Below are 17,455 nucleotides of genomic sequence, written 5' to 3' on the forward strand. Positions count from 1 at the left end.
AGCACCATGCGGGATCGTGTGGGGCGGCTCTGCACATCACCGGAGATCGCCCAATGAAACAGGTCACCGCGCGTGACGCCGCATACCTCTACCTCGGGGACGGAGTCGCGACGGCCACAGTGGTCAGTTGCCAGGTCGTCGTGAATCCCGCCGACCGACCGCTCGAGCTCACCGAGGATCGCCTCCTGGAGTGGATCAGCGAACGGATCTGGATCTCAGACCTGTTCGACAGCAAGATGATCCGACTACCCGCGGACATCGGTTACCCCTATTGGGTACCTGATCCGGATTTCTCCGCGTCTGCCCACCTGAAGGTGCACCGCAACGTCGGCACGTGGGCTTCGGCGATCGATCTCGTGGAGCAATTCGGGGACACGCCGATGGATCTCTCCCACGCACCCTGGCTCATGCACGTCATCCCCGACGTCACCGGCGTGCCCGGCCACCCCGGCCTGTGCAGTCTCGTGGTGTTCCGGTTCCATCACATCGCCTTCGACGGCGTCACCTCGGCGACTTTGGGCGAGAGGGTATTCGGCGATGGTGTCGTGAGCGACGCAACACGCGCGGAGGGCCGCGTCGTCGGGACGGGCACAGCATCTCGCGCAGCGCTGACCCGTCGAGAACTCCGGCGCGGACCTGCGGTCTGGACCCGGTTCGTCAAAGAGGGCATCGGGATCGTACGGGCGTCGAGACAGCGGAGCCGAGCACGACCGGCCGGCGGGCGTCCCCACCAACGGGCGTGGCCGGTCACCCGCTTCAATCAGGAGTTTCGCGGGCCACGCACGGCAGGCCACATACTCTTCGACCGCGCCGATGTGCTCAAGATGAAGTCCTCGGTGGGCGGCGCCACGGTCAACGACCTCATGTTATCCGTTGTCGGACAAGCCGTTCACGACTACCTCGGTCGCAGGAACGAGACCCCGCCATCGTCGCTGTCTGCCCTGGTACCGGTGTCCACACGAGGAATGCGTGAAGCGGATGCGGCAAACCAGTTCGTTCCGGTGGTCGTGGATCTGGTCACCACCGAATCGGATCCCCGGGTGCGGATATCGCTGATCGCCGCGGAGACCGCACGTAAGAAGAACAGGGTCAAACAGAAGTTGGCGGAACAGACGACGGGGTTCATCGACATCGTGCCCGCCCCGGTCCTCCGGCTGCTCGGTTCCGGGCGGCCGCGCCGCAAGAAGTCAGTCGCGCCGCCCCGTTTCAACGTGGTGATCACCAATCTGCCCGGGATCGCGAGACACGGTAGCGTCTGCGGGCTGGACATCGTGGACAGCTTCACCATGCAACCGGTCGGCTCGGGCGCGACTCTGGCGCACGCGATCTCCGATCGGGGTGACCACATCGCCATGTCGATCACGGTCGACTCGGCTGTGATGCCCGACATCGGCGAATACTGTCAAGTCGTCCGCGAATCGTTTGAGGCGCATCGCGCCACGCTCATCTGAGGTCATCGACGAATGCCCCCTCCACGATCACAGCGCCGGGAACCATTTCGTGTCTCGGTGATCATCCCGGTCAGAAACGGCATGCCCTACCTGATCGAGCAGATGAAAGCTCTTGCCGTCCAGGACTATCAAGGCGACTGGGAGGTGGTGATCAGCGACAACGGGTCGACCGACGGACTACGCGAGTTCATCCACGGCCCAGCGATCCCCGATGGTCTCGACGTCGTCTACGTCGACAGTTCTGCGGTGCCGGGGGCGTCTCATGCGCGTAATGCGGGCGCTGAGGCCGCCCGAGGTGATTTTCTCGCGTTCGTCGACAGCGATGACCGGGTACGACCACACTGGCTCAGCAGCATGGCGGCCACCGCAGAAGCCGCCGACCTCGTGTCGGGATCCCTCGACACAGAGGCTCTCAACACCGCTGAAGTGCGCATGTGGCGGCCGATCCCCTTGCCCGAAGACGGTTGGCCGGTACCGGGCTGGTATCCGACCGCCATCGGCGCGAACATGGGTGTGTGGCGCGATGTCCACGACAATATCGGTGGCTTCGACGAGACCTTTGTCCACACGGCCGAGGACAACGACTACGTATGGCGCGCACAACTGGCGGGGTACGTGCTCGTACACAGCTCTGAAGCCCTGCTCGACTACCGACTGCGCGACACCTACCGGTCGCTGTGGAGACAGATCTACGTCTATGGCCGGGGGGCGGCGCAGATACATGCCCGCTACCGGGAGATGGGGTTCACCCAATACAATCGGCCGCTGCTGTTCCCGCTGGTGGTGACGTCGCTCGCTCTTCGCAATCCTCTTCTGCCGCAAGCAGTCACCCGTATGAACACCGGTCGCTGGATCTATCACGTCGCTCACGAGGCGGGCAAGATCCGCGGCGGGATCACCCACCGCGTGCTGTGCTTGTGAAGCCTTCGGGCATCGACAGTTCGACGGCGGTCAGCGGTGGGCGCGGGGCGTGAGCCGAGTCTGAGGCGGCCGGATCAGGTTCCGAATGGTGAATCGCTGCGAGACGGGATCGTACGCCCGAAAGGGCACCCAGTTGATCAGATAGAAGGGCATGGCGACAACAAGCATCTGCACCACCGCCTTCACTCGCTCCTTGGGTAGCCCATGCACTTTGAAGGTTCGCTGATCTCGCAGGCAATACCTGAAGTATGCGGGGGGCGGGGTGAGGTATCGCCGGCCGGAGATTGTTGCGTCGGCGCCGGGGATCAGGCCTATCCGGACACCGTTCCGCTTGAGGCACAGGGTCAGATCAAGATCCTCGAACACGTCCGAGCGCATGCAGCTGCACGAGCGCGCCTGCTGCCACGCCGTTTTTGTCATTGCCATGTTCGACCCGAACAACCGCTGAAGGTCTGGCCCCTCGGACCCGGGACTCTCCGACATCGCGGCCAGCTTCGCCCGCGCATCGTCGGTGATGCCTACGTGCGATCGGCGAAAGCGTTCCTGGAACGGCAGATCATAGGAAGTGCACAACCCGGTGCCCGCTTGGTAGACGTCACCGTACCGCTGGAAGAACTCTTTGATCGACTGCGCCCATTCGGGACCGACTCGCGAATCGGCATCGATGCGAGCGATCACATCACCCCGGGCATTGTCGAAACCTACTGTGCGGGCGTGGATCACGCCCTGTTCGGTGGCCACCACCGACCGGCACTTGCCGTACTTCGAAGCGAATTCCTCAACAAGCGAAGCCGTTTCATCAGTCGAGTTGTTGTCCACCACCACGATCTCGTACAGGTGGGTCAGTTGCGGTACCAAGCTGTCGAGGCAACCCCTGAGAGTCTCGGCCTCGTTGTAGGCCGGGATCACGACGGTCAACCGAGATTCGTCCATGGCCCCACCGTAGCCACCGGCGTTGACGGAGGACAACCGGACATTCAGTTGGGTAAATCAATAGATCAGATCCACGATGCGAGTCGCGACCATCATCACCGTCGCGTGCGGCCCGGACGAGCCGGCAGTCGGCAGGATGGAGGCATCGATCACCCTCAGACCATCGACCCCGTTCACCGCTCCGGCCCAGTCCGTGGCCACCCCCATCGGCAGCGTGCCCCAGGCGTGCTGTGAGGTCCTGAGCACCGGATCGATCTGAGCGCTCCCCTTCTGCGCGCACGCAGCAAAGTGATCACTTTCGAACATCGCCCGCAGTCGCTCGGCCCACACGCCCAGGGTGCGCGTGTCAGTGCCGTCGAGTTCACCGAGGTCGACCTGCAGGCCGTGCGTCGCATCCCAGGAAAGGGATCCGTCGCGGTGCGGACGCATCAGAGCGGCCCCGAAAGCCGGTCCCGTCACCGGCAGACCATCGATGAAGTCGGCGAAGTCGCCTCCGTAACAACGTAACTCGACACCGTCGGACGTGTGCACCACAGACTGCAGCAACGCCGGGGGCTTCGCGACGGGCCGCGACGCGGGGCCGAACCGCACGAGCACTTCGCGATGCTCCCACACATCCAGGCTCTGAATCTGCACGCCTGGTGACCGGATCAGCAGCTCTGCAGTCCCCAGGGTTCCGGCGCAGACAATCACTTCGTCAGCAGCGAACACATCGTCACCGACGGCCACTCCCGTGACGCGCCCTCCCCGCACCACGAGCTCGGTGGCCGCAGCACCGGTGAGCAGACGCAGGCCGGGCCGGCCGCCATCGTCAGCCATCCAGTGCGCGGCCGACCGACGTAGGGGGCCGTCTCGATTCGAACGCACCCGGTTGATCCCCAGATCGGTCCACGGCGCCTCGACACGCGCAAGACCCTCTGATTCCCAATGACTCTCGAACGCCTCGGCATACGCACCGATCTCATCGTCGGCAAATGCCGAGACATGCATCGAGCCGCCGCCCTGCGCGCCACCATCAAGACTGTCGTAGGTGTCGGCGATGACCGGCATCGGCCAGATCTCCTCGCACCAGCCGGTGAAATCCGAACGGTGCCAACGCAGGAAGTATCCCCCGTTCACCACCGACGAGCCGCCCACACCGCGCCCTCGGGGTAGGTCGAACCCCTGCCTGCTGCGATACCGCGCCACCCGGTCCGAACCCGGCCCAATCGGAAGTCGGTCCAGGCGCAGCGCGGATGGCCCCGGCGAACCGGGGCCGGCCTCGAGCCACAGGATCCGCCGATCCGGATCTCGGGAAAGGCGCTCGGCGACAACACTTCCGCTGCTGCCCGCACCGACAACGATGACGTCCGCGCCGACATCGGCAGCTCCGCTCATCGGGTCATCGAGGGGCGACGCGGGGGCGCGCTTCGGTCGACACCGTATTACTGATCCGCGGATAGAGTGCGTCGATGCTGCGGCCGGCGAGCGCCCCCTGCCACAGACCTGCGCCATAGGCCAGATCGTCGAGCCGTTTGAGCACCATGAACCGCCACCAGCCGACGCGAGCACCGGGCTCGGGGTTCACCAGCTCCAACCGGACCCACTCGTATGCTGCCTCCCCGACCGCAACGGTGAGCAGCAGCAGCCGAAAACGCTTGGACACCAAGGCGAGGAGAATTGACAGCGGCCAATAGTGGCGACACATCGCAGACGCCGACTGCAACACCCCGAATCCCACCGACTGCGCTGTGAGTTTGGCGGCCGTGCGGGCGGCATCGGGCATGGACGACACCCGGCGGTGCAGCCGCCCGCCGATCACCCCGAAGACAACGAGGGCGGCCATGACCCCCCAGACCGTCCCCGTGACCAGAGCCGCCATCGCCGCCGCCATGGGAACGGTGAGGGCCAAGGGAGCACCCATGCCCGGATGACGGCCCGACAGCAGCGCCGCGCCGGTACCGTAATACCGTTTGCGGTCGAGGCTCTTGGAGAGACGATGCCGGTGGTCGTGGGCAACGGTGGCGATGGGGTCGTATCGCAGCGACCACCCGTCTGCATGAAGCCGCCAGCACAGGTCCACGTCCTCGGCGACCTCCATCGACTCGTCGAAACCGCTGAAGCAGTTGCGGCGCACGATCATTGCGGCGCTGGGGACGTAAGGAATGCGCGACCGGGGCGCCACCGGACCTTCTCGGCGCCCCATGTCGAGGGAAGAACACAGGGCTTCGTACCGGGAGGTGGCGCCGCCGCCCGGCTCGAGCGCGACGATTCGTGGCGCCGCCAGGGCGACCTTCGGGTCCGAGAAGTGGCCGAGCAACTTGGTGAGCCAATCATGCTCTGGCACGACGTCGGAGTCGAGGAATGCGAGCAACTCGGTGTCCACGTGGGCAGCTCCCCTGTTACGCGCCGCTGCGGGTCCACGACTGCGCTCGAGGCGGATCACCTGGGCGCCTGGCGCCTCGATCGGTACGGTCGACCCGTCGTCGACGACGATGACCTTGTGTCCGCCCAGACCCGGTAGCAGCCGGTCGATTCCGGACTGGTTGTCGCGCACCGGGACCACCACGGTGACGTCGGTGTCGGTCGGGCCGAACATCGGCCGTGGGTGACCGACGCCGGCATCGAGCAACTTCCTGGCCAGTTGCGAGGTGGTGCGGTCGTGCACCGTGAGCCGGCCGTCGGCGTCGAGTAGGCCGCCGGCCAACTCGGACAGGTTCAGGAGCCGGGTCGGCGATCCCCCGATAATGTGGCGACGATCGTCGGAGACCATGCAGCGTGGATCGAGCTGCACCTGGAATCCGGGCGGCGGGACCGCGACGTCGGGATCGACCGGGACGTCGACCTGCGATCCGTCCGGATCCCCACCTTCGTCTTCGCGCTCGTCCTGCCGACTTCCGGCGATCACCTGAGCATCCCGTTCGAGTCCGGCTCCCACCGACCGACAGCGTCGGCCAGCCGCACGGCCATGTCGCCGAGCATTCGCCTTCCTTCGGCGGCCGAAGCCGCCATCGGATCGCCGAGTATCCCGTTGTCACTCACAGCTGCCACTCCCCCTGCACGCATCGATGCCATCAATTCGGACACCGGAGTCACGTTGCCGCTGACCATCTCCTCGACGCGCACCGTCATCGGCGAGATGTGCAGCAACAGCGACGTTTCCGTATAGCCGGCATGTGCGTCGGCGCCCGGAGAGGCGCATCCGAACCATGCCACTTCCCGACCCTCGGTGCGCAGTTGCGACACCGCCGACAGCAACGTTCTCCCGTTGCCACCGTGAGCGTTCACGAACACCAACCGGGCCGCCCATCGGCAGGCGCTGCGCCCGTACTCGACCAGCACCGAGTGCAGCACCTCGTGCCCGATGGAGATGGTCCCGGGGAATCCCTCGTGCTCCCCGGCCGCACCGTAATTGAGTGGTGGCGCAACCATCAGGTCGACCCCCTGAGCCCTTGGCTCCGGGCTCGATCCGGTTGCGGCATCGGCAACGGCAGTCGCTATCCGCACATCGGTGTCGAGTGGCAGGTGTGGCCCATGTTGTTCGATGGAACCCAACGGGACGAGGACCGTGGCCGACCGATCATCCAACTCGGTCCAGCTTCGGAAGCCGAGCCCGCCCGAAGGTGTCATTCGGACAATGGTAGACCGTTGCCGCTTCGCCCCGAAGGGCTTTGCCGCCCGAGCATTCGCTCGGCACCTGGTTTACTTGGCACCCGACAGTATTTGGATGTGACGCGCTGCGCCCGCCGGGTGGCGTGCGTGGTGGACCACTCGACGATGAGGTGCGATACATGGCAAAGAACGGACCGCTGAGCGGAATACGCGTGATCGAGTTCGCAGGCATCGGCCCCGGGCCGCACGCAGCGATGATGCTGGGAGATCTGGGCGCAGACGTCGTGCGGATCGAGCGTCCCGGCAAGCTTCCCAAAGAGGGACAGGTCGCCGACCAGCTCTTGCGCAACCGCACGGTGGTCGAGGCGAACTTGAAAGATCCTACGGACAAAGAGGCGATCATGAATCTGATCGCCAAGGCCGATGTCGTCATCGAAGGCTTCCGTCCCGGCGTCACCGAACGCCTCGGTTTCGGTCCCGATGATGTCGCGGCCGTCAATCCCCGTGTGGTCTACGGACGGATGACAGGGTGGGGCCAGGACGGCCCGCTGTCGCAGGTGGCCGGCCACGACATCAACTACATCTCGCTGACCGGCCTGCTGCATGCCGTCGGCCGGGCCGACGAGGTCCCCACCCCACCGCTCAATCTGTTCGGCGATTTCGGCGGCGGATCCATGTTCCTCGTGCAGGGAATCCTGGCGGCGCTCGTGGAGCGCGAGAAGTCGGGCAAGGGCCAAACCATCGACGCCGCAATGGTGGACGGTGCCTCGGTGCTCGGCCAGATGATGTGGGCCTTCCGCGGGACGGGCCTGTGGGGCAATGAGCGCGGCGCCAACCTGCTCGACACCGGCGCCCCGTTCTACGACGTCTACGAGACCTCCGATGGAAAGTACTTCGCCGTGGGCGCCATCGAGCCACAGTTCTATGCCCTTCTGCTCGACGGGATGGGACTCGCCGATGACGAGACACTCCCCGACCAGCTCGACATGCCTCAGTGGCCGGCCATGAAGATCCGATTCGCCGAGGTGTTCAAGTCCAAGACCCGCGACGAGTGGACCGCGATCTTCGACGGAACAGACGCGTGCGCCACGCCGGTACTCGACTGGGAAGAGGCGCCGCAGAACAAGCATCTGGCCAGTCGTCGATCCCTGGTGGAGATCGACGGCGTCATGCAAGCCTCTGTGGCACCGCGCTTTTCGCGGACAGTGCCCGACACACCCGCCGCACCGGCCCGCACCGCAGCCGACCCCGCCACGCTCTGGCAGGACTGACCGACCCAGACACGAACGACGGCCCATCCCGCGTGCGGGGTGGGCCGTTGTCGTATCCGCCGGCTGTGTGGCCGGTTAGACCTTGGTGGCGCCCATGTCCACCTCGATGGAGGAGGCGGTGATGAACTTGGCGCGTGTGGAGCAGAGGTACATCACCGCGTCGGTGATGTCGCCGGACTTGGCCATCCCGGGCAGGATCGGCTCGAAATGCGCCTTGTACTCGGGCATCTCGAACACCTTGAAAGCATCGGCGTCTTCGATGCACATCGGGGTCTCGACGCCGTAGGGGTGAACGGTGTTGACCCTGATCTTGCTGCGGCCCAGCTCTTTTGCGGTTGTGTGCGCCAGCCCGACCAAGGCATGTTTGGACGCCGAGTAGGACGCCTGCATCGGCATCGACTTGATCCCGGCGACGGAGCTGATGATCACGATCGAGCCCCCGTTGCCCGCTTCGAGCATCGCCGGGATGGTCGCCTTGAGCGTCTTCCAGGATCCGTTCACGTTGACATCGATGACGTCCATGAACTGGCTCTCGGTCATCTCGTGGACGCTGCCCCAGGTGAGCACACCGGCATTGACGATGACGTAGTCGAGTCGGCCGAATTGTGCGACGCCGTCGGCAACGAGCTGCTGCTGGCCCGCCAGGTCACGGGTATCGAGTTGGCGGGCAAGAATATTGCCCCCCGCGGCCTTTACCTGGCGCACGGTCTCTTCCATGTCTTCGGCGGTGGCCACCGGATAACCGATCTTGGTGACCTCACCACATACGTCGAGCCCGATGACCGATGCGCCTTCCTCGGCGAATCGGATCGCGTGACTGCGGCCCTGTCCGCGGGCGATGCCCGTGATGTAGACGACCTTGCCGTCGAAATCTCCCATATCGCCACTGCCTCCGTCGATCTGAACGTGGGTTGAGTACCACGCCACGTTACAACAAACTGTAACGTGTTCTAGTCGAGTCGACCTGCCGGAGGCGCCGGGCTCTACGAGGTGGTTACGCCGAATCGCTTCTCGAAGCCTTCGGGGATGATGATGTCGTCGCGGGTGAGGTCGTGAATGCTGCGGCGGCCCAGTCCCATCAGAGCCGAGTCGATTCCGCCGCGCATGATGTCGAGGACGTTCTCGACACCGGTCTGGCCGTTGGCGGCCAGGCCCCAGAGGTAGGCGCGTCCGATCATCACCGCATCGGCACCGAGGGCGAGGGCCTTGACGACGTCGCTGCCGCGCCGGATGCCGCCGTCGAGCAGTACCTCGATGTCTTTGCCGACGCGTCGGCGATCGGTCCGAGCATGCGGATGGTCGCCGGGGTGCCGTCGAGGTTGTTGCCACCGTGATTGGACACCGAGATGGCGGTGGCCCCGATGTCCACGGCGCGCTTGGCGTCGTCAATGCGGGTGATGCCCTTGACCATGAACGGCCCGCCCCACTCCTCCCGCAGCCACTGCAGGTCTTCCCACCGCGGCGGCGCGGTCTGCATCCACTGCCCGTATGCGCCGAAGAAGGTCGGTGCCTGCTGCGCCTTGTCCACCACGTTCGGCGCGGTGAGGTCGGGAATGATGGGCTTGCCCTTGTTGAACCAGTCCCAGGCATAACGCGGTCGCATCGCGATCTCGGGAGCCAGTTTCAGCAGGGCCTTGAGGTCGACCTTCTCCGGGATCTCGGGGCTGCCCCAGTCACGTCCCATCGAGAACGACCAGTCCGTGGTGACGATGAGGCCTTTGGCGCCGGCCTCGCGGGCCCGCTCGGCGCGCTTGAGGATGTCCTCGCGAGAGTTGAGCCAGTAGGCCTGGAAGAAGATCTTGTCGTTGACCGCGGTGACCTCCTCGATCGGCTTGGAGGCGAAACTCGACAGACCCATGGCGGTACCGCGGGCGGCGGCCGCCCGAGCGACGGCGACCTCGCCTTCTTTGTCGACGGCCTGGACACCGGTCGGCGAGATCATCACCGGAAATGAAATGTCTTGACCCATCACGGTTGTCGACAGTTCCCGCTCGGCGTGCGCGCCGACGACGTGGGGCGCGAACCCGAGTTCGGCAAACGCATCCACGTTGTCGTTGACCGTGATGCCCTTCTCGCTTCCGGCGATCAGCGACGAATACACCGACTTGGGAAGTCGCTTCTTCGCTCGCCGCTGGGCTTCGGCGACACTCTCGAACCAGGGATTGACCATGGGGTGTTGATTCCTTTGCTCACCGGCAACTTTGCCGGGTTGTGGTGTGGGAGTTCACCTTCGGTATCAAAGGCGACTCCGGGTGAGGCCGCGTCGTTCAGTGGCAGGCCGAGGCGGCCGCCGGCGTGAATCCGGCCAGCGGGTTCTCGTCGCAGTCACGCGAGGGCGGGCGGGTCATCAGGGTCAGCGGCACACCACGCGAGTGGTCCTTGTTGGCCGAGGGCACGCTGCGGTCGCCGGCCAGCAATTCTTCGCCATAACCCTGAACACATTCGGGGTCGGGTCCGGCCAGGGGAAGACCGGTGAAGAACTTGGCGGCCATGCATCCTCCGCGGCACGCGTCGAAGTGCTGGCACTTGGTGCAGGCGCCGGCGTTCTGGGGTTCGCGGAGTTCGAGGAACAGGTCTGACTGCTGCCAGATCGTCTTGAACCCGCCGTCGGACAAGATGTTTCCGGCGAGGAAGTTCTCATGGATGGCGAACGGGCACGCGTACACATCGCCGACGGGGTCGATCAGGCACACCACGCGGCCGGCGCCACAGAGGTTCAGGCCGGGCAGCGCGCCCTGGCCCGACTCGGCGAACGCGGACAGATGGAAGAACGAGTCGCCGGTCAGCACCCCTTCGCCGTGTGCGACGAGCCAGTTGTACAGATCGCGCTGCTGTTCGGGTAGCGGGTGCAGGTCATCCCAGACGTCAGCACCTCGACCGGACGGCCGCATCCTGGTGATACGCAGGGTTGCGCCGTAACGGTCCGCGAGCGCCTTGAACTGATCGAGCTGGGTGACGTTCTGCCGGGTCACCACCACGCTGATCTTGGCGTCGGCGAACCCCGCCTCGTGCAGGTTCTCGAGCGCCTTGATCGCCATCGCATACGACCCCGGGCCACGCACTGCGTCGTTCACCTCGGCGGTCGCGCCATCGAGGGAGATCTGCACGTCGACGTAGTCGCTGGCCGCGAGACGCTGGGCGACCTTCGTGTCGATCTTGAGGCCGTTGGTGGAGAATTTCACTCCCACTTGGTGATCGGTGGCGTAGTCGACCAATTCCCAAAAGTCGGGGCGCACCGTCGGCTCGCCGCCACCGATGTTGACGTAGAACACCTGCATGCGCTGCAGCTCGTCGATGATGGCCTTGCACTGCGCGGTGTCGAGCTCACGTGGGTCGCGCTTGCCCGAGGAGGACAGGCAGTGCACACACGACAGGTTGCACGCGTAGGTGAGCTCCCACGTCAGGCAGATCGGTGCATCGAGACCTTTTTCGAACTGGTCGACCAGGCGGCCGACGGGCTGACGCGACGCCGAGGGGCGATCGAGAACAGAAGTCATGGGGGTTCCTCACAGAACACGTACCGGCGGCAAGGTTTTGCCGGACCGCACGCGCCGGGCTGCGACGCGTGCGGCTGTGCCGGACTTAGGAGTTGGGGACGATCATTCCCGAAACAGCCAGTGCAGAGAGCGCACTGACATACAGGTGCCGGTCGGCATCGCCGATGCCGGCAGCTGCCAGCGCGTCGTCGGCACTAGCGTGGTCACCGAGCGACTGCACCACCTCGACCACCGTCAGGTTCTTGAGGAACGACAGCTTACGAGTGCCGAAGTGGTACAACAGCGCTCCGAAAGGCTCGGGACGCAGTGCGACCGACGAGTTCAGCACCCACGCGCGATCAGTGTCGAACGCGGTTGCTCGATCGGTGGTGACAGACACGTCAGTAGACGCCGCACATGCCGTCGATCGAGACCTCTTCGACCAGCGACTCGGTGACCAGTTCGGTCTCGGTGGTGGCGTCCGACTGCGAAGGATTCTGAGCGGTCATGGGGATTACCTCCTGTTGGTGGGTGTGACGACCACCATAATGGCACTGAGTGCATAAACGCTAGCGGTTGGGCCGAATCAATTCGAAATTCCGCGAAAACCGTCCGAAAGGACAGGTCCTACAGCCCCATGTCGCGGCCGATGATGTCTTTCATGATCTCGGTGGTGCCACCGAAGATCGTCTGGATCCGCGAGTCGACGTAGGCCTTGGCCACTGGATATTCGTTCATGTAGCCATATCCGCCGTGCAGTTGGACGCAGTGGTCGATCACTCGTTTGGCGAGTTCTGTGGTCCACCACTTGGCCTTCGCCGCGTCCACCGCCGTCAGCTCGTCCGCGACCACCGCAGCCAGGCACCGATCGATGTACTGCTCTGCGATGTCCAGCTCGGTGCTCATCTCCGCGAGGACGAATCGGTTGTGCTGGAACGTTCCGATCGGTTGCCCGAAGGCCTTGCGGTCCTTGGTGTATTGCAGCGTGTCGGTGAAGACCTGGCGCGCACCGGCGATGGCACCGATGGCTATCGACAGCCGCTCGGACGGCAGGTTGTGCATCAGGTGGTAGAAACCCTTGTTCACCTCACCCAGAACGTTCTCGACCGGCACCCGGACGCGGTGAAGTGCAGTTCGGCGGTGTCCTGCGCGTGCTGGCCCATCTTGTCCAACTTGCGGCCGCGTTCGAATCCCGGCATTCCGCGTTCGACGACCAGCAGGGTGAACCCCTTGTGCCCACCATTCGGGTCAGTCCTGGTGACAACGATGACCAGGTCGGAGTTGATGCCTGCCGAGATGAAGGTTTTGGAGCCGTTGAGCACCCAGTGGTCGCCGTCGAGCACTGCGGACGTCTTGATGCCGGCGAGGTCGCTACCTGCGCCGGGCTCGCTCATCGCGATGGCGCCGATCAGCTCGCCGGAAGCAAAGCCCGGAAGCCAGCGTTGCTTTTGTTCGTCGTTGGTCAGTTTGGCCATATAGGGCCCGACCACATCGTTCTGCAGACTCAACGCAGGCGTTGCGGATCCGAACTTCGCCAACTCTTCGACGATGACGGCGTTGAAGCGGAAATCCTCCATCCCGCCGCCACCGAACTCCTCCGGCAGATTGAACCCGATCAGCCCGTACTTGCCGGCGGCGAGATACGCCGACCGGTCGACCTGGCCTTCCCGTTCCCACTGCTCCGCATGAGGTGCGATCTCGCGTTCAATGAACTGGCGGGTGGTCTCCCTCAGCTGATCGTGTTCGGTCTCGAATACAGTTCTACGCATCGTGTTCCCTCTCAACGTCATTCACGTCTGATAACCGTCTGTTCGGAGCGGTGTCGATGTGCCCCGACCACGCCGTCGAGGTGAGGGAACGCTCGTTCACTTCATGCCCCGGCAAGTGGGGCAATCGTAGTTGATCGACACCGGGCGGCAGATCCTTTTGAGGCTTTAGGGCCAGCCTTTTGAGGCGACAGGAACAGGCCGCTGTTCGACATCTACCATGGGCGATGTCGCACGCCGGCGACCGCGAGACGCACCGGAGGTGAAGCCGTGCCCAGTGGACGGCGATCGGCGTGACCGCTCAGATCGGGCGGCGGCCGAGCACCACCAAGGCAAAGATCACCGATGCCGCGATCGACCTGTTCACCGAGGTCGGCTTCGACGAGACCAGTGTCGACGACGTCGCCGCCGCCGCCGGGATCGCCCGGCGAACCCTGTTTCGCTATTACCCCTCCAAGAACGCGATCGCGTGGGGTGACTTCGACGAGCACCTGCAGGACATGCGCAGGCTGCTTGCCGACCTCCCCGCCGACATGCCCGTGGCCGACGCGCTGCGAACCGCACTGCTCGCCTTCAACGAGGTCCCGGACGAGCACCTCGAACATCACCGTCGGCGGATGCACCTGCTGCTGAGCGTTCCGGCCCTGCAGGCGCATTCGATGCTGATGTACACCGGATGGCGCGATGTGGTCGCCGAGTTCGTCGCGATGCGCACCGGCACAGACGCCTCCGATCACGGCCCCCAGACAGTCGCCTGGATGCTTCTCGCCGTGGCGCTCGCCGCGTACCAGCAGTGGCTGGACCGGCCCGACTCCGATCTGGGCGACCTGCTCACGCGCGGTAGCCATATCCTGAGCGTGGGCCTCACAAGCGAGTTGGGGCCGCTCGGACGCACTGGTAATCTCGACTAGAACGTGTTCCAGTTTTGTTCGTGGCGTCCGCTATGCCGTCAGGCGAGGAGGTAGGCCGGTGACCGTGTCCCCGCACAGCACCCGCAGCATTGTGCTGACCGTGGCCGAGGTGATCGACGAGACCGGCGACGCCAAGTCCCTGGTCTTCGACGTACCGGAAGAGTCGGCCGAACGATTCCACTACAAGCCGGGTCAGTTCCTCACGTTGCGTATACCGAGTGATCAGACGGGATCGGTGGCTCGCTGCTACTCGCTCGCCTCGAGCCCGTTCGCCTCGGAGAAGCCCAAGGTGACCGTCAAGCGCACCGCAGATGGCTACGGGTCGAACTGGGTCTGCGACAACGTGTCCGCCGGAGATCAGATCGAGGTGCTGCCGCCCTCAGGTGTGTTCACCCCGGCCGATCTCGGCGCGCCGATCCTGCTCCTCGCCGCGGGCAGCGGGATCACGCCCGTGATGTCGATCCTCAAGTCCGCCCTACTCAAGGGCACCGGGCGCGTCTACCTCTGTTACGCCAACCGCAGTGAGAACGACGTCATCTTCGCCGCGGAACTTCGTGCGCTGCAGGAACAGTTCCCCGAACGGCTCACCGTGGTGCATTGGCTGGAGACGGTCCAGGGTCTCCCGACGATGCAGAAGCTTGCAACACTCTTGCGTCCACTGAAGGCCTACAACGCATACATGTGCGGCCCGGGTCCGTTCATGGACGTGGTGCACAAGGCCCTTGCCGAGGTCGGTATGTCGCACCACCAGGTGCATGCCGAGGTGTTCTCGTCACTCTCCGGTGACCCGTTCGAGGACTCCGAGCCCGAAGAACTCACCGAGGAACAGATCGCCGACGCCGCATCGGTGGAGGTCGAACTCGACGGCGAGGTGCACGAGTTGTCGTGGCCCCGTAGCCGGACCCTGGTGGACATCATGTTGTCGGCCGGGCTGGACGTTCCGTACTCCTGCCGCGAAGGCGAATGCGGGTCGTGCGCGTGCACGGTCACCGAGGGCACCGTGGCGATGGAGAACGTCGGGGCTCTCGACGAAGAGGACATCGAAGACGGGTACATCCTCGGATGTCAGGCCCGGCCCACGTCCGACACCCTCAAGATCGAGTTCTGACCACACGCCTTCGGAACTCCTCACCGAAGTGATCGGTAGTGTGCACGCTCCTGCGCGGTGAGGTGTTCGGTGGCGTAACTCAGTGCGGTGCGGCCCATCTCGGCGGCATGCTGGTCGAGGAAGTCGATCAGCAGACGGCGGTCGACGCGTTTTCCCGTCTCCCGCAACATCCAACCGACCGCTTTCTGGATCAGGTCGCGACGGTCATCGAGCAGCGTGGGGGCCAACGCGAGAAGCGTTGTGCCGTCACCGGCTCTGATGAATGCGAAGGTGGCCAGCACGGCCACCCGCCTACGCCAGAGGTCGGTGTCGGCGGCGAGCCCGAGGAGCAGCGTGTGGTCCCGCTCGCCCCTCTCCCGGTCGCAGCGCAAAAGCCACTGTCCCAGGATGTATTCCGCAGACGAGTCGACAAGATCCCAGTTGTTCACCCGGCCCCGGTCCACCGCGGACAGATAGAGGTCCACCCAGGCACGGCGATCCTGGTCGCTCCGCGCTTTCTCGAAACCGGAACGCAGGAGGAACAATCCGGTGAGCCGGTGTTCGTGGATGTCGCTGTCCAGCAGGACTTTCACCTGACTGCGGTCGAGGCCACGAAACCTCTTGGCGATCTTCCGTTGCTGCGGGACGGGAACGCCGGCAAAGCGGTCGCCCTCGCCGTAGTCACCCGGTCCCGTCCGGAAGAACTTCGCCGAACTCGCGGCCCGGTCCGGATTCCCCGCCTCATCGATGGCAGCCATCACCGCTGCGGCCGGGAGGGTTTCGGCGGCGCCGGCGGCATCCATCAGCTCAGAGTCCACTCACCCCAGGACGTCGGAGATCGGCGCGTGGGCGAGCAGCTTGTTACGCATCTTCATCACCGCTCCGGCCTTGCCTGCCCCGACCACGGCGGTGAGCAGCCCGTCCCGGCTGTAATAGACCACGAACTTGGTTCCGTCGTCGGAGATCACGTGCACGTCGTCGCCCGGCGAGGGATGGCCCAGTGCCTGGACCTTGATGTCGAACTGGTCGCTCCAGAAGTAGGGCACAAACGGCCGCGGGTTATCGGCCTCGGTGCCGAGGATCGTGTACGCCACCTTTGCCGCCTGCTCGATGACGTTGTTCCAGTGTTCGACCCGTGACGGTTTGCCCTGCGCGTCACGCCAATTGGCAACATCGCCGATGGCGTACACGTCCGGAGCACTGGTTCGCCCGGTCTCGTCACACGCGATACCACCGCCGTCGCCGCCGTCGGCGAACGCGATACCCGAATCTTCGAGGTAGTCGATCACCGGCGTCGAACCGATGCCGAGAACGACGATGTCAGCGGGTAGTTCGGTGCCGTCGGCGAGAGTGACGGCGCTGACCTTGTCATCGCCGACGATGTCGGAGACGCCGATCCCGGTCTTGATCTTCACACCGCGTTCGGCGTGGATCCTGCCGACCATCGCGCCCACCTGCTCACCCAGCGCAACCGCGAGGGGCGCGAGGGCCGGTTCCACCACGGTGACGTCGAGACCTCGGGTGTGCAGACTGGCGGCGACCTCGCAGCCGATGAAACCGGCACCGACCACCACCGCGGTGCGCGCGCCATCGATCTCCGAACGCAGTGCCAGCGCGTCGTCGACCGTGCGCAGCACGTGCACGCCCGCCTTCCCGCGGGCGAACGGCAGAGTGCGCGGGTTCAAACCCGTCGCCAGCACGAGCGTGCCGTACGAAAGGGTCTCCGGCGCGCCGCCGCCGACCGGTTCGGTGGTGACTGTGTGCGACGCGGGATCGACTGCGATGACCCGGGTTCCGGTGCGCAGATCCACCTTCTTGTCGTCGTAGAACTCGGCCGGCTTGAGGTCGACCCGGTCCTGATCGCCGATGAGCACCGACTTCGACAGCGGCGGACGATCGTAGGGCGGGTGCTCTTCCTGGCCGATCAGTACGAGGTCCCCGTCGTATCCCTCATTACGGAGATCTTCGACCAGTCGGGCTCCCCCGAGCCCGGCTCCGACAATCACGATCGCGGCGCTCATCGCCACCTCACATCCTGGATACGGCCT

At 64.9% G+C, this 17,455-nt stretch carries 15 protein-coding genes and 2 pseudogenes; 5 read left to right on the plus strand and 12 right to left on the minus strand.

Annotated features, from left to right (window positions below; translation table 11 throughout):
* Positions 1 to 53 precede the first annotated feature (53 nt).
* Entirely contained in the window at positions 54 to 1,451 is a 1,398-nt protein-coding gene (locus W823_RS37645; protein ID WP_023956084.1) for a WS/DGAT domain-containing protein, read from the plus strand.
* A 12-nt stretch (positions 1,452 to 1,463) separates the two neighbouring features.
* On the plus strand, positions 1,464 to 2,372 hold the full coding sequence (locus W823_RS37650; protein WP_023956086.1) for a glycosyltransferase family 2 protein: 909 nt from the start codon (positions 1,464 to 1,466) through the stop codon (positions 2,370 to 2,372).
* A 30-nt stretch (positions 2,373 to 2,402) separates the two neighbouring features.
* Here W823_RS37650 and W823_RS0128395 read toward each other — a convergent pair whose 3' ends face one another.
* The 4 genes from W823_RS0128395 to mftE are packed head-to-tail and all read right to left on the minus strand — an operon-like array spanning position 2,403 to position 6,914.
* Positions 2,403 to 3,305: a glycosyltransferase family 2 protein gene (locus W823_RS0128395; protein ID WP_023956088.1), complete on the minus strand. Its 903-nt coding sequence runs from the start codon at positions 3,303 to 3,305 to the stop codon at positions 2,403 to 2,405.
* Between the two features lie 57 nt (positions 3,306 to 3,362).
* Positions 3,363 to 4,682: a mycofactocin system GMC family oxidoreductase MftG gene (mftG, locus tag W823_RS37655; protein WP_023956090.1), complete on the minus strand. Its 1,320-nt coding sequence runs from the start codon at positions 4,680 to 4,682 to the stop codon at positions 3,363 to 3,365.
* 4 nt (positions 4,683 to 4,686) lie between these two features.
* Complete coding sequence (gene mftF / locus W823_RS37660) at positions 4,687 to 6,222, minus strand: mycofactocin biosynthesis glycosyltransferase MftF (RefSeq protein WP_023956092.1); 1,536 nt, start codon at positions 6,220 to 6,222, stop codon at positions 4,687 to 4,689.
* On the minus strand, positions 6,189 to 6,914 hold the full coding sequence (gene mftE / locus W823_RS37665) for a mycofactocin biosynthesis peptidyl-dipeptidase MftE (RefSeq protein ID WP_023956094.1): 726 nt from the start codon (positions 6,912 to 6,914) through the stop codon (positions 6,189 to 6,191). Before mftE ends, mftF begins: the two co-directional genes overlap by 34 nt.
* Before the next feature lie 161 nt (positions 6,915 to 7,075).
* On the opposite strand from mftE, the gene W823_RS37670 reads away from it, so the two are divergent.
* On the plus strand, positions 7,076 to 8,167 hold the full coding sequence (locus W823_RS37670) for a CaiB/BaiF CoA-transferase family protein (RefSeq protein WP_023956096.1): 1,092 nt from the start codon (positions 7,076 to 7,078) through the stop codon (positions 8,165 to 8,167).
* A gap of 75 nt (positions 8,168 to 8,242) precedes the next feature.
* Here the strand turns inward: W823_RS37670 and W823_RS37675 are convergent, their stop codons facing one another.
* The 6 genes and pseudogenes from W823_RS37675 to W823_RS37695 form a co-directional block, all read right to left on the minus strand.
* Positions 8,243 to 9,046, minus strand: a complete 804-nt coding sequence (locus W823_RS37675) for a mycofactocin-coupled SDR family oxidoreductase (protein ID WP_023956246.1) — start codon at positions 9,044 to 9,046, stop codon at positions 8,243 to 8,245.
* Between the two features lie 104 nt (positions 9,047 to 9,150).
* A pseudogene (gene mftD, locus W823_RS37680) lies at positions 9,151 to 10,337 on the minus strand (pre-mycofactocin synthase MftD).
* Positions 10,338 to 10,434: 97 nt separating this feature from the next.
* Positions 10,435 to 11,664, minus strand: coding sequence for a mycofactocin radical SAM maturase (gene mftC, locus W823_RS37685; protein ID WP_023956098.1), 1,230 nt, complete (start codon positions 11,662 to 11,664; stop codon positions 10,435 to 10,437).
* Positions 11,665 to 11,749: 85 nt separating this feature from the next.
* The gene (mftB, locus tag W823_RS37690) at positions 11,750 to 12,043 is read right to left on the minus strand and encodes a mycofactocin biosynthesis chaperone MftB (protein WP_023956100.1); all 294 of its coding nucleotides are present in this window, start codon (positions 12,041 to 12,043) and stop codon (positions 11,750 to 11,752) included.
* A gap of 1 nt (position 12,044) precedes the next feature.
* Entirely contained in the window at positions 12,045 to 12,152 is a 108-nt protein-coding gene (mftA, locus tag W823_RS57145; protein ID WP_023956102.1) for a mycofactocin precursor MftA, read from the minus strand.
* A gap of 118 nt (positions 12,153 to 12,270) precedes the next feature.
* Positions 12,271 to 13,412, minus strand: a pseudogene (locus W823_RS37695) (acyl-CoA dehydrogenase family protein).
* A 290-nt stretch (positions 13,413 to 13,702) separates the two neighbouring features.
* On the opposite strand from W823_RS37695, the gene mftR reads away from it, so the two are divergent.
* Positions 13,703 to 14,320: a mycofactocin system transcriptional regulator gene (gene mftR / locus W823_RS0128410; protein ID WP_030164881.1), complete on the plus strand. Its 618-nt coding sequence runs from the start codon at positions 13,703 to 13,705 to the stop codon at positions 14,318 to 14,320.
* Positions 14,321 to 14,378: 58 nt separating this feature from the next.
* Positions 14,379 to 15,428, plus strand: a complete 1,050-nt coding sequence (locus W823_RS37700; protein ID WP_023956104.1) for a ferredoxin--NADP reductase — start codon at positions 14,379 to 14,381, stop codon at positions 15,426 to 15,428.
* A 20-nt stretch (positions 15,429 to 15,448) separates the two neighbouring features.
* Here W823_RS37700 and W823_RS37705 read toward each other — a convergent pair whose 3' ends face one another.
* Both W823_RS37705 and W823_RS37710 read right to left on the minus strand, forming a co-directional pair.
* The gene (locus W823_RS37705; RefSeq protein ID WP_031331721.1) at positions 15,449 to 16,165 is read right to left on the minus strand and encodes a DNA alkylation repair protein; all 717 of its coding nucleotides are present in this window, start codon (positions 16,163 to 16,165) and stop codon (positions 15,449 to 15,451) included.
* A 60-nt stretch (positions 16,166 to 16,225) separates the two neighbouring features.
* Positions 16,226 to 17,428, minus strand: coding sequence for an NAD(P)/FAD-dependent oxidoreductase (locus tag W823_RS37710; protein ID WP_023956108.1), 1,203 nt, complete (start codon positions 17,426 to 17,428; stop codon positions 16,226 to 16,228).
* Positions 17,429 to 17,455 lie beyond the last annotated feature (27 nt).

The sequence above is a fragment of the Williamsia sp. D3 genome (genome assembly GCF_000506245.1).
GTDB lineage: Bacteria > Actinomycetota > Actinomycetes > Mycobacteriales > Mycobacteriaceae > Williamsia > Williamsia muralis.

Bases quoted from the DNA above. Each gene is read 5' to 3' on its own strand.
- W823_RS37650 (WP_023956086.1), top strand. From the start codon at position 1,464: ATGCCCCCTCCACGATCACAGCGCCGGGAACCATTTCGTGTCTCGGTG.
- W823_RS37705 (WP_031331721.1), bottom strand. From the start codon at position 16,165: ATGGCTGCCATCGATGAGGCGGGGAATCCGGACCGGGCCGCGAGTTCG.
- W823_RS0128395 (WP_023956088.1), bottom strand. From the start codon at position 3,305: ATGGACGAATCTCGGTTGACCGTCGTGATCCCGGCCTACAACGAGGCC.
- mftA (WP_023956102.1), bottom strand. From the start codon at position 12,152: ATGACCGCTCAGAATCCTTCGCAGTCGGACGCCACCACCGAGACCGAA.
- mftG (WP_023956090.1), bottom strand. From the start codon at position 4,682: ATGAGCGGAGCTGCCGATGTCGGCGCGGACGTCATCGTTGTCGGTGCG.
- W823_RS37670 (WP_023956096.1), top strand. From the start codon at position 7,076: ATGGCAAAGAACGGACCGCTGAGCGGAATACGCGTGATCGAGTTCGCA.
- mftC (WP_023956098.1), bottom strand. From the start codon at position 11,664: ATGACTTCTGTTCTCGATCGCCCCTCGGCGTCGCGTCAGCCCGTCGGC.
- W823_RS37675 (WP_023956246.1), bottom strand. From the start codon at position 9,046: ATGGGAGATTTCGACGGCAAGGTCGTCTACATCACGGGCATCGCCCGC.
- W823_RS37645 (WP_023956084.1), top strand. From the start codon at position 54: ATGAAACAGGTCACCGCGCGTGACGCCGCATACCTCTACCTCGGGGAC.
- mftE (WP_023956094.1), bottom strand. From the start codon at position 6,914: ATGACACCTTCGGGCGGGCTCGGCTTCCGAAGCTGGACCGAGTTGGAT.
- W823_RS37710 (WP_023956108.1), bottom strand. From the start codon at position 17,428: ATGAGCGCCGCGATCGTGATTGTCGGAGCCGGGCTCGGGGGAGCCCGA.